We start from the raw sequence: 12,062 nt of genomic DNA, 5'->3' as shown, positions 1-12,062 counted from the left end.
TCTCCTTACGCGGCCGTGCGGAGCGCGAGACGCGCCCAGTCGGCGTCGAGGGTGCGGAGCTGGCGCTGCGGGTCGCCGCCGAAGGCGATCGACTGCGCGTAGTTCGCGACCGGGATCTCGGCGGGGATGAGCTGCGAGGCGCCGAGGTAGAAGGCTGCGTCGTCGTAGTACGACTGCATGCCACGGAGGGCGGGGTTCGACGCCGGGGGAGCGTCCTTGCGCACTCCGAAGCCGTTGTTGTCCGCGTTGTACTCGTCGTTGACCCGCTTGGACATCAGGAACGACAGGAACTCGCGGGCGGCCTCCTGCTTGCGCGACGCCTCCGGGATCCAGAGCGCGAGGTCGACGTTCACGCGCACCTTCCGGTCGGCCGGGTCGTCGGTGACGGGCAACGGGAAGGTGCCGAGGTCCATGTCCTTCGTGGTCTTGGCGATCTCGCCGAGGGCCCATGGTCCCTGCAGGTACATGCCTGCCTTGCCCTGGGCGAAGGCGAGGTTGCCGTCGCCGTACCCGCGGCTCGCTGCGCCGTCCTGGTGCCAGGCGCGGAGCTGCACCATGCGCTCCATCGGCTTCCGCAGGTCGCGCTCGAACGAGACGGCGGATCCCTTGCCGACGTTCGTGCCCTCGCGCCGGAGTGCCTCGAAGGTAGCCGGGGTGTCGATCATGCCGCCGATCGAGTAGTCGAACATGCCCTGGGCGATCGTCCAGTTGTCCTTGAACGTGCCGTAGATCGGCGCGATCCCGGCCCTGGTCAGGCGCTCGCACACGTCGGCGAACTCGCTCCACGTCGTCGGGACCTCGAGCCCCTGCTGCGCGAAGAGCGCCTTGTTGTAGATCACCGACGCCGCGGTCACCGAGTACGGCAGGGCGCTCTTCCGGCCGGGGTAGTCGGCGGTCTGCTCCATGAGCGGCCACAGGTCGGGGTTGATGGTGTCGGCCTGCGGCAGGTCGGACAGGTCGGTCAGCGCGCCGTGCTCGACGAACGGCACGACCGAGAAGTTGTAGTTCCAGCAGCCGAGGTCCGGCGGCCGGTTCCGCACGAAGTTCGCGGACATGCTCGAGGTCGAGTCGCGCACGACCCGGACCTTCGACTGGGTCTGGTGGAACTGCGCGATGACGTCGTCGAAGTAGCCGATGACCTCGGGCTTCGACACGTAGAACGTGATGGTCTCCGGCTTGGCGCTGGAGGACCCGATCGGGGCGCATCCGGCGAGCGCGAGCCCGCTTGCGATGCCGCCCGCTCCGAGCAGGAACCCGCGTCGGCTGACCGATGCTGCGCTCCTGGCGGTGGCGTGTGCTTGCACGTCGTCTCCGTCCGTCCGGACCCGGCGTCCCTGCCGTTCCGTCCCGCGGGTGGCTCCGATGCCACCCGCGGAACTAAATGTAGCGAGAAAATCTAATTCCGCAAGGAACTCGTCGCGCGATAGGGTCACGACATGCCGCCACCCCGTGGAACGAGCGCAGAGACGCTGCTCGCGTACGCCTTCGACTCGTCGGCGTTCACCGCGACCGAGGCGATCGACGCCACCGGCCTGACCCGGTCGACCGTGCTGGGGGCGGCCGAGGAACTCGTGCGGCTCGGCTGGCTCCGCGAGCTCGACGACGCCCGCGCCGCGGGGGAGTACCGGATGGGACGCCCCGCCCGCCGCTACGAGCTCGACACGGTCGCCGGGGTCGTCGTCGGTGTGGACGCCGGCCAGCACCGGGTCACGGCCTTCGTCGCCGACCTGCGCGGCACGGTGCTGGGTCGTGCCGAGGGCACGCTCGGTGAGTCGGGCCTCGACGTGCCCGTGCGGCTCGGGGTCCTCGCCGACACCGTGGCCGCCGCACTCGCCTCGGCCGACGTCGACCGCGCCCGGGTCCTGGTCACCGTCGTGGGCATCCCGGCACCGGTCGACGCCGCCGGTGCCTCGCCCGATGATGGCGGCTTCTGGGTCCGGATGAACCCGGGGTTCGTCGACGCCGTGCCGGACGGGCGGGTGCTCGTCGAGAACGACGCGAACCTCGCCGCGCTCGCCGAGCGGCCGTCCTCGGGTGACGCCTCGTTCGCGGCGTTGCTGTCCGGGGAGCGGTTCGGCGCGGGCCTCGTCGTCGACGGGGTCCTGCTGCGCGGTGCCCACGGCGGTGCGGGCGAGATGCGGGTGCTCGAACTCGTCGAGGGTGTCGGCTCGTCCGACGGCATCGGCGCCGTCGCCCGCACCTTCGTGGCCGACGCCGTCGCCGCCGGGCACATCCCCGCGGACTCCGCGCTCGCCGCCGACGCCGCCCTGGTGTTCGCGGCCGCACGGAGCGGTGATCCGGTCGCGCGCACCATCGTCGACCGCCTGGGGGACCGCCTGGCCAGGGTCTGCATCCTGCTCGCGAGCCTGCTCGACATCGACCGCGTGGTGGTCGCCGGCGCGATCGCCCAGCCCGCGGTCGCCGTCATCGACCGCGCGCGTGACCTGCTCGCGAAGGGGCACTTCGACCCGGTGCCCGAACTCGTCGCGTCCTCGCTCGGGGCCGACGTCGTCGTCATCGGGGCCGTGGCCCACGCGGTCGACGCGGTGCGGGCCGACCCGCTGTCGTTCCCGGTGCTCAGTCGGGCAGCGGCACCTCGAGGGTCCGGTCCCACGGTTCCGTCCAACCGAGTCGGTCGAACAGCGCATCCAGCAGCATCGCGGTGAAGCCCCACACCAGGTGCTCGTCGCCGTCGGCCTCGATGGTGAACGCCGGTCCGCGCCACTCCTGACCACTGCGGCGGAGCACGGTCACGCCGCGGTTCGCCGGGTCGAGCAGGTCGGCCACCGGCACCCGGAACACCGCCGCCGACTCGTGCTCGTCGACGACGCGGATCGGTGAGGGGTCGCGCCACCAGCCGATGACGGGCCGGACCAGGTGGTTCGAGAACGCCAGGGGCACGGCCGGCAGTGTGCCGAGCACCTCGACGCCGGCGGGGTCGAGTCCCGTCTCCTCCTGTGCCTCGCGGAGTGCGGCGGCGACGGCGTCCGCGTCACCGGGGTCGATGCGTCCACCGGGGAACGCGACCTCGCCGGCGTGCGCGCGCAGGGTCGTGGCCCGGGCGAGGAGCAGGACGTCGAGGTCGCGCGGGACCCCGGGTGCTGCTGCCGGTCGGTCGCTCGGCGCGTGGTCGAGCGCGCCGAAGAGCATCAGGACCGCGGCCCGTCGTGGCGAGGCCGTGCTGCCGGGTTCGACGAGCGGCCCACCGTCACCCCAGCCATCCGCTGCGACCGCCGCGAGTGCAGCCCGTACCGATCCGTCGTGCGTCACCCGTTCACCCTAGGTGTGCGCCACCGAGAGGTCTGGCGGCACCGTCACACCGGACGCTGCGCTGGGGGTTGTTCGAGTGCCGCCTGAGAGCCGAACAGGTGGGAGCTGTGCGAACCGGAAGCGCCTGGGTGCCCCGTTCGCAGCGGGCCGCCGCCACGATTGCATCGTCCGCCGGGAGGCCCCATGTTCCACGATCTGCTCCGACCCCTGTTCCACGTCGCCGTCGTCGCACCGGCCGTGCTCGTCCCGGTGGACGTCGCCGCCGGGCTCCTCGCCGTCGCCGCGCTGCTGCCGGCGTTCGGTCGTCGCTCCCGGCACCCGGTCCGGGGGCTGGTCTGGCGGCTCGGTGCCGTGGCCGTCGGTGCCGTGATCGGCCTGGTCGCGGTGTGGTGGTTCGGGGACGTGCAGGACCTGTACGGGGTGTCGTTCACCCCGATCACCCGGATGTGGGTGGCCCTGGCCTTCGGCGCTGCCGGCCTGCTCGTGGTGACGGTCGTCCAGGGCGGCTGGGTCCGCCGCGTGCTCGGCGTGCTCGCGGCGGTGGCGGTGGCCCTGGCCGCCGTCCTCGGCGTCAACGTCGACTCCGGGGCGTACCGCACGATCGAGCAGGCCGTCGCGACGGATCCGTACCCGTCCGGTCCGCTGGCACACGAGACGGGGGTGGGGCGCGCCTCCAGTCCGGTGGTCGACCCGGCCACCTGGCGGGCCCCCGCCGACATGCCGCCACGCGGGAAGGTGCTCTCCGTCGCCATCCCGTCGACCGTCTCCCACTTCCACGCGCGGCCGGCGGACGTGTACCTGCCGCCGGCTGCCCTGACCGACCGACCACCGACCCTGCCGGTCCTGATCAGCCTGGCCGGACAACCCGGCCAGCCGAGCGACATGTTCCAGGCCGGTCGGCTCGGCGCGGTGATGGACGCGTTCGCCGAGGCCCACCACGGACTCGCCCCGATCGTCGTCGCGCCCGACCAACTCGGGGCACCGGACCGGAACCCGATGTGCGTCGACTCGCCCCTCGGGCACTCCGCGACGTACATCACGACCGACACCACGGACTGGATCCGGCAGCACCTGCGCGTCGGGGCAGCGCCCTCGGCCTGGGGCATCGTCGGGTTCTCGCAGGGCGCGACGTGCGCCATGCAGTTCTCCACCGCGCACCCCGGCGCGTTCGGCACGACCTTCGCCATCTCGAGCGAACTCGCACCCCTGAACGGCTCCGTCCAGCACAGCATCCAGGTCGGGTTCGGCGGCTCCGCCAGCCGGTACGCCGCAGCGGCACCACGGGCGATCATGCGGGCGCACGGTCCCTACCCCGGGCGCCTGACGGTGTTCGCCTACGGGAGCGAGGACGCACCCTACGTCGCGTCGACCACGGCGCTCCGCGCAGCTGCGGACGCCGCGGGGATGCAGACCCGACTGTTCGTGTCCGAGGGCTCCGCGCACGACTGGAACACCGTCCGCTACGCCCTGCGCGTCGGGATGCCCGGCGTCATCGCGCACCTGGGCCTCCGGTGAGCGCGGTGACCGCGGCCCTCGCGGGGGCGACCCCGAAGCGTCTCGTCCCGGTGGCTCGTCGGTACCCACTGACGAGTGTCGTCTCGGCCCTGACGATCGTCGCCGGCATCGCCGCCGTGGTGCTCCGCTGCATCGGCGCGCTCAGCGGTCGGACGCCCGACACCCTGGGCGGGACGATGGGCCCGCTCGGCGTGGTCGCGGTGACGAGCAGCGTCGTCGGGTTCCTCGTCACCTTCGTCGCCGTCGTGGTGTGCACCGGGGCGTCCGAACGGTTGCTCGGCTGGCGGCGCACCCTGCTCGCGATGGTCGTCACGACCGTCGTGGGGACCGGCCTCGCTGCCGTGCTGCAGCTGTTCGACGGTGCCCCGGCGACCCGTGGCTTCCTCGTGCACCTGGGACACGTCGGCCCCTGGACCTGGATCGTCGGGACCATCGCGACCGCGAGCGCCTTCGCCGGCGCGCTGTGGCGACGCCGGATCCGGGTGGTGTCGATCGCCGTCGTCGCCGCGCTGCTGCTGTACTCCGGGCACGCGTCCGACCTGCACGCGGCGCTCGCCCTGCTCATCGGCCTGGTGCTCGGCCGCGTGTTGCGGCGGTCGCCGGTGCGGAGCGGCTGGACCCGGAGTTCCTCACGCGAGACCCGCGTGCTGCTGGTGGCCGCGGTGACGGTGTCGGCCGTCGGCCCCGTCCTCGCGCTCGTCACCGGTGCCCAGCTCGGGCTGCTCGCCCCGCTCGCCGTGGTGCTCGACACCGGGCCGACCGGGCGGATGCCGCACTGCTCGGTGACCGGGGTGACCGCCAGCTGCGTCCGGGCGCTCGCCGCGGTGCACCCGCACGGCCCGCTCCAGTCGCTGCTGGCCGTGATGCCGCTCGTGGTCCTGGCGGTCGGTGCGGTGGGGCTCCGACGCGGCAGCCGGTTCGCGCTGTGGCTCGTCGTGACCGTCGACCTGATCACAGGCGTCGCGACCGCGGTCTCGTACGGGGTGCTGCCCGAGCGGCACCACGCCGTCGTGCAGCGTCTGGCCTCGGACCACCTCGCGGTCTCGCTCTCGCTCGTCGCGTCGGTGCTGGTGCCGATCGCCACCGCCGTGGTGCTCGTCCTTCGCCGCGCGGACTTCCCGGTGCGGACCGACCGGCGACGACTGCTGGGGTTCGCCGTCACGGTCGCCGGATCGGCCGTGGTGCTCGCGGTCGTCGTCGTCGGCGTCGCCGTGGCTTCGGGCGACAGCGTGCGCGCGCCCCTCCACCTGGCGCTCGCCGTGCTCGGTCCGATCGCACCCGTGACCCTGCCCACGCACCTGGCGCAGGCCGAGCCGGCGCTGCGGTTCGTCGTGGGCATCTCGGGCCCGCTCCTGTGGCTCGCGGTGGCGATCGCCGCGGTCCGGCCGACCGGGGCCGGGCCCTCGGACAGCGACCTCGACGGGCAGGACGCCGCGCGGGTGGCCGCTCGGGCGCTCCTGGTCGCCGGCGGCGGCGACACCTTCGGGTGGATGACGACCTGGCCCGGCAACGAGTACTGGTTCACCGAGGACGGTCGCGCCGGCGTCGCCTACCACCGCACCGGCAGCGTCGCCGTGACGACCGGCGGCCCCTTCGGGCACGAGGACGCACGGCTTGCGGCGCTGGAGGGCTTCGCGCGGGCCGCGGACGACCACGGCTGGACGCCCGTCTTCTACGGCATCGACGCCATCCTCGGTGCTGCACTCGCACGACTCGGATGGACGACGCTTCCCGTGGCCGAGGACGCCGACCTCGACCCGCGCACCTGGACCACGACCGGCAAGCGCAAGCAGGACGTCCGCACGGCCGTCAACAAGGCCGCACGGTCCGGCACCACTGCGCTCTGGTCGGACTGGGCTTCGCTGCCCGGATCGGTCACCCGCCAGATCGAGGCGATCTCGGAGGAGTGGGTCGCCGAGCGCGAACTGCCCGAGATGGGGTTCACCCTCGGCGGCATCGACGAGATGCGTGACCCCGCCGTCCGCACGCTCGTGGCCCTGGGCGAGGACGACACCGTGCTCGCCGTCACCAGCTGGCTGCCCGCGTACCGTGCCGGGCAGGTGGTCGGGTGGACGCTCGACGTGATGCGCCGCGCGCCGGACGCGCCCAACGGTGTGATGGAGTTCCTGGTCGCGAGTGCGGTCGACCGGATGCGCACCGACGGTGCCGAACGGCTCAGCCTGTCCGCCGCCCCGCTCGCGTCCTCGGCGGAACCACAGTGCGCCGGCCGGAGCGGCGTCGAATCGGTCCTCGACGTCGTCGGTGGTGCGCTCGAGCCGGTCTACGGGTTCCGCTCCCTGCTGCGCTTCAAGGCGAAGTTCGGCCCCGACCTGCACCCCCTGGTGATGGCGTACCCGGACCCGGTGGCGCTGCCCACGATCGGCGTCGCGATCGTCCGCACCTACCTGCCGGGGCTGTCGCTGCGCCAGGCGGTGGCGATCGTGCGGGAGCGGCGTCCGGCACACGGAGTCCGGGCCGAGCCGCCGGCGGAACGAGTGGGCTGACCCGGACGGGCCCGCCGCGCCGTCGGTACGTTCGGAGCATGGGAACCGAACGGGCCGACGGACCGGCCGTGGACGAGCACGGGCACGAGCACGATCCGTACGAACGCCGTCCCGGGTACGTCACGAGTGTCGACGGCCGGACCGACCGGATGACCACGGACATGTTCGTGGGCATCGCGGTCGGGTTCGTCCTGGTGATCGTCTTCGGGTCCTTCCACATCGTCGAGTGGATCGCCATCGGAGCTGCCGTCGTCATCGGTGGCGCGGTGTGGCTGCTCCTCCGCGGTCGGCGACGGCGTGCAGATCGCCGCGCGGGTCGGTCGCCCGACGCCGTCCCTCGTGCTCGGGACCGCGCGATCGCCGAAGCGAACGGTGGGCGCCGGTTCTTCGTCGCGCAGAACCCGGTCGTCGTCATCGTGATGGGCGCAGTCTTCATCGGTGTCGCGGTCGCCCCGCTGCTGTTCGGAGGGGTCTCCATCGGCCGGATCGTGACCGGCGTCGTCGTCGTCGCGAGCGGTGTCGTCTGCATCGTCCAGGGGATCGGCACCCTGCGGGTGCGTCGTCGTGAGCGCAGCGGCGGTTGAACCGCGGTCGACAACCGCCGCCCGAAGTGGGCGCATCCGCGTGCCCCGCGGACCGATACGCTCACCACCGTGACTGCACTGCACGCTGGGCGACGCTTCGGCACCACCCGAGGCGAGTTCGCGCTCCTGATGACCGTGACCGTCGTCCTCGGACTCGTGGTCCCGGCAGGCGGGCTGCTGGCCGCGTTCGGTTCGCTGCTGACCGGCGTCCGTGACGACCGTCGCCGCGTCCGGGCCCTGTTCATCGCCGGCCTGATCATGTTGGTGCTGCAGGTCGCGTGGGTCGTCCTCAGCATCTGGGGGCCGGTGGAGGTCTGCGGCTCGACGAACGGCGGCCCCGAGACCTGCCAGACGTACTGGCCCTGGGAAGGCTGACGCGTCGTCGACGCGACCACGGGACGGACGGGAGGCCCGGTGCCAGCTGGCACCGGGCCTCCCGTCGGTACCGGGTGGACCATCGGGCGTCAGGTCGCCAGTGCTCGCATGTTGCGGGACCGTGACCCGGCAGGGCGTCTCGTTGCCGTACTTCGTCCGGACGGGTGGTGCAGGGTCCACGGTGGCGTCGACAGCGGCCTACGACACCTGCGGCCAGGTTGGGTGGAGCGAGTAGGAGTGCACGGACTGCGGCGCCGTGCTCACGGGGTTCCGCCGGGCCCTGCGGCGAAGAGCCCGCCGCGACGAAGCGGCGCCCGCACGCTGAGCAGGCCGAGGCCGGAGCGAACGGGGGCAGCGCCGGCGCGAACTCCGAATCGTGTTGCTGGTTACCGCAATGTCGCTGAGGAACCATCGCGTGCGCCGGTTGTCCGGCAGTACGGTCCGGGAACAGCCTGACTCGAGGCTGCGCGAAGCCGAGCCGAAGGCGACCCGATGGAAAAGCGCGACAAGCGACGGCCTCGCGCCCTCGCGTTCAAGAAGGATCTCGGCGCGCAGTTCAGCGATGATCCGATGCGGACGAGAGCAGCTCAGGTCGCGCCACGACTCCTCGGTGCGGCGAAGGCGAGTGCTACGCGAACGCACACCGCAGGCGGCTCGACAGCGAACGGCGGACTCCGCAAGGTCGGCGCTGAGCCGGTCCCGTCGCAGCTCGGTACGGCGCGCGAGGGGCTCTTCCTCGCCAGCAGGAGCGTCCCGATCGGATGTGGTGTCGCGCGCACGATCAGCCCGCAATCCCTGCCGGTCGCGAGGATCGTGGATCTCGAGTTGCGCGATGCAGAGCTCGACGAGCGCGGCGGGTCCGAGTGGCAGGCCGTCGAGGTGCTCACGGAGTCCTGGCCTCCGGTCATCGAACTCGCTGCAGAGGAGCTGGCGGCGGACACCATCGTCATGCCCGTCGTCGGCGATCGCGTGCACTACAGCCGCGGTTCGGGGCACCTCATCGGGCTGCAGGGAGTCGTCGTCGCGTCCGATGACGGACGAGCTCTGCCGCGGGGGCTGCGGTCCGTGCAGCTCGATGATGAGGCGTGGCCGATCGTCGTCGCGGTGGTGTGCCTGGATCGGATCTAGCTGATGCTGCGACCCGGTCCCGGTCCCGGTCCCGGCATGAGCGCCATGATCCGCTCGTGCCGGGGCCGCTGTCAAACGGCCGGGCCGAGGAGGCGCCCGGTGAACTCGCGCAGGGCCTGCACGGCCCGCTGCGACAGCGTCGCGTCCGGCATCATGCTCGTCGATCCGTGGAACGCTCCCGGCCACACGTGCAGTTCTGCCTGGATCCCTGCCGCCCACAGCGAGCTGGCGTAGGCGACGGTCTCGTCGCGGAACACCTCGGTGCTGCCGCAGTCGATGTACGCGGACGGGAGCCCGGTGAGGTCGGTCGCGCGCCCGGGTGCAGCGTAGATCGACACGTCCTCGCCACCACGCCGGTCACCGAGGTAGGCGTCCCAGCCGAACCGTGTCATCTCCCGGTCGGCGACCCCGACACCGTCGAACTGCCGAGCCGACAGGGTCGCGTCGCGGTCGTCGAGCATGGGACTCACGAGCACCTGGCCGATGACGGAGGGCCTCTGTCGGTCGCGGGCGAGGAGGGCCGTGCCGGCGGCGAGACCTGCCCCGGCGCTCTGCCCGACGAGGACGATGCGCTCCGGGTCGATGCCGAGTTCGTCGGCGTGCTCGGCTGCCCAGAGGAGACCGGCGTAGCAGTCCTCGACCGGGTACGGGTCCGGGTGCTCCGGCGCCAGACGGTAGCCGGGGCTGACCAGGACGACATCGTGCACCAGCAGCCACTCGTCGTAGGAGTCGAGGTTGCCGAGGTGGTGGCCGAACACCATGCCGCCGCCGTGGATCGCGTAGGCCAGGGCAGCTGTACCGGTACGGCCGGTGCGTTGGATCACGGCGAGATCGATCGGGGCGCCGCGGTGCCCCGGGATCGTGATGCTGCTCCGTTCCAGGCCGCGAGCATGCAGCCCTTCGTCGAGCTGCGCCTCCGTCATGTCCAGCTGTCGCATCTGCGGCAGCATCTGGGTCGTGAGGTGGAAGCGGCCTCGCGTGTCCATCGCGGTGAGGAAGGGCACGAACTCGGGATCGAACGGCGGGCGGGGAAGGGCGATGGTGTCAGGCACGGGAGGTCTCCTCGGTGATGGTGGTCCGGTCGGTGTGTGCAGGGGTGGTGTCGGCAGGTTCGGCCGGGGCTCCGTCTTCCGGTTCGACGGTGGGCCGGGCTCCGAGCATGCCGAGCACGACGAGCAGTGCTGCGACCGCGGCGAGGCCGAGGCCGGCGACGGTGAGGGCGTCCTGGAAGCCCTCGATCCGGGCGGCGGTCCAGGTGGTCGTGGTGATGCTCCCGGCGACGAAGGCGGCGACGATGGTCCCCGCCGCGGCAACGGCGGCACCGCCCGCGAGCTCGCTCGAGGTGTCGACGAGCGCCGCTCCGACGGAGGTGCGGTCCGCGGGCAGGCCCGTGAGGACCGACGCGCCGGCGACGACGCCGACGACCCGCATGCCGGCGGCGACGAGCACGAGCGCGACGAGCACCCACGGGTACCCGTACCGGCTCAGGGCGCCGAAGACCGCGAGACCGGAGACGACCGAGACGGCGCTCATCCAGGCGGCGCGGCCCAGGCCGACCCGTTGCACGAACGGCCCGACGAAGCGGCCACCGACGAGCAACACGACCACCTGCGGCAGCGTCCCGACCGCGGCCAGGGCCGGCGACCACCCCCAGGCGAACTGCAGCTGCAGGGTCACGAGGTACGACAGTCCGGCGACGGCCAGACCCGACGCGGCCTTGAACGCGAGGCCGCTCGAGACGAGTGGTCGGGCGAGCAGGTGCAGGTCGATCAGCGGGTGCCGCGCGGTCCGCTCGCGGGCGACGAACCCCACCCCGCAGGCGACGGCGAGCGCGAGGACGCCCCACCCCCACCAGCCGGCGGCTCCGGACTCGACCAGGATCGTCGGCGCCACGAGCGCTCCAGCCGTGGTCACGGTGCCGAGCAGCGCTCCGACCACGTCGACCGGATCGCGACGGAGCCCTGCCGCCTCGTCGCGGGTGACACCGAACCGGATGCCGACGAGCGCGAGGACCGCGATCGGCACGTCGGCCAGCAGCAGCACCTGCCACGGGGCGACGGCGAGCACGAACCCGCCGACGGTCGGACCGATGGCCAGGCCCACGAGCCCGGCCGTCGAGATGACGGTGAGCGCCCGCACCCGGAGGCCTTCGTCGTCGAAGAGGCGGAACGCCAGCGCCATCGACCCGGGCGTCGTCATCGCCGCGGCGACGCCCATCGTTCCCCGCACGGCGATCAGTTGCTCGGTCGACGTGACCACCGCCGTGGCGAGGCTGGCCAGGGCCAGCAGGACGAGCCCGGCGAGCATGACCCGACGGCGTCCGATGCGGTCGGCGACGGCGCCGAAGAGCAGCATCAGCCCTCCGAAGGCGACCGAGTAGGCACCCGAGACCCACTGCAGTCCCGTCGTCGACGAGCCCAGGTCGCGGCCGATCGTCGGCAGGGCGACGTTGAGCACGGAGTTGTCGAGCATCTCGAACAGGAACACCGCGGACAGCCCGGCGAGGGCGATCCAGGCGTCGCGCAGACGAGGAGACGAGTCACCGGCAGGCACGTGCCCGGTGGTGAGAGCGGGACTGGGGGACACGATGGCGCACTCCTTCGAGGGAAGAAGTGGCGACTCGTTCGATGCCGCGTGCGGGTGCGTCGCAGATCGCGGCGCCTTTTACCTCAGTGATCGAGACCAT

General features: G+C 72.5%; 10 protein-coding genes. 6 read left to right on the top strand and 4 right to left on the bottom strand.

From position 1 onward, the window contains the following. Positions 1-5: 5 nt before the first annotated feature. Positions 6-1,304, bottom strand: a complete 1,299-nt coding sequence (locus DEI85_RS12985) for an extracellular solute-binding protein (protein ID WP_110862309.1) — start codon at positions 1,302-1,304, stop codon at positions 6-8. Positions 1,305-1,436: 132 nt separating this feature from the next. On the opposite strand from DEI85_RS12985, the gene DEI85_RS12980 reads away from it, so the two are divergent. Then, entirely contained in the window at positions 1,437-2,666 is a 1,230-nt protein-coding gene (locus tag DEI85_RS12980; RefSeq protein WP_111124362.1) for an ROK family protein, read from the top strand. Here the strand turns inward: DEI85_RS12980 and DEI85_RS12975 are convergent. Then, positions 2,578-3,270: an NUDIX hydrolase gene (locus tag DEI85_RS12975; protein WP_258376412.1), complete on the bottom strand. Its 693-nt coding sequence runs from the start codon at positions 3,268-3,270 to the stop codon at positions 2,578-2,580. The genes DEI85_RS12980 and DEI85_RS12975 overlap by 89 nt on opposite strands. A gap of 183 nt (positions 3,271-3,453) precedes the next feature. Between DEI85_RS12975 and DEI85_RS12970 the strand changes: the two genes are divergently transcribed. The 5 genes from DEI85_RS12970 (at position 3,454) to DEI85_RS12950 (ending at position 9,376) form a co-directional block, all read left to right on the top strand. Beyond that, positions 3,454-4,785, top strand: a complete 1,332-nt coding sequence (locus DEI85_RS12970; RefSeq protein ID WP_111124361.1) for an alpha/beta hydrolase — start codon at positions 3,454-3,456, stop codon at positions 4,783-4,785. Positions 4,786-4,790: 5 nt separating this feature from the next. Continuing rightward, entirely contained in the window at positions 4,791-7,289 is a 2,499-nt protein-coding gene (locus DEI85_RS12965; protein WP_111124360.1) for a bifunctional lysylphosphatidylglycerol flippase/synthetase MprF, read from the top strand. A 38-nt stretch (positions 7,290-7,327) separates the two neighbouring features. After that, a complete protein-coding gene (locus DEI85_RS12960; RefSeq protein WP_111124359.1) occupies positions 7,328-7,873 on the top strand; it encodes a hypothetical protein in 546 nt (181 codons plus the stop codon). A 69-nt stretch (positions 7,874-7,942) separates the two neighbouring features. Further along, positions 7,943-8,248, top strand: a complete 306-nt coding sequence (locus DEI85_RS12955; RefSeq protein ID WP_111124358.1) for a hypothetical protein — start codon at positions 7,943-7,945, stop codon at positions 8,246-8,248. Between the two features lie 825 nt (positions 8,249-9,073). Next, entirely contained in the window at positions 9,074-9,376 is a 303-nt protein-coding gene (locus tag DEI85_RS12950) for a hypothetical protein (RefSeq protein ID WP_146249052.1), read from the top strand. Positions 9,377-9,447: 71 nt separating this feature from the next. Here the strand turns inward: DEI85_RS12950 and DEI85_RS12945 are convergent, their stop codons facing one another. Together DEI85_RS12945 and DEI85_RS12940 are read right to left on the bottom strand one after the other, a co-directional pair. Beyond that, positions 9,448-10,428 (bottom strand): alpha/beta hydrolase, encoded by a 981-nt coding sequence (locus DEI85_RS12945; protein ID WP_111124356.1) that lies wholly within the window; start codon positions 10,426-10,428, stop codon positions 9,448-9,450. Beyond that, on the bottom strand, positions 10,421-11,962 hold the full coding sequence (locus DEI85_RS12940) for an MFS transporter (protein ID WP_349815117.1): 1,542 nt from the start codon (positions 11,960-11,962) through the stop codon (positions 10,421-10,423). Before DEI85_RS12940 ends, DEI85_RS12945 begins: the two co-directional genes overlap by 8 nt. Between the last annotated feature and the right edge of the window lie 100 nt (positions 11,963-12,062).

This window comes from Curtobacterium sp. MCBD17_026, from assembly GCF_003234895.2.
GTDB lineage: Bacteria > Actinomycetota > Actinomycetes > Actinomycetales > Microbacteriaceae > Curtobacterium > Curtobacterium flaccumfaciens.
This window is presented reverse-complemented; position numbering and strand designations above follow the sequence as displayed.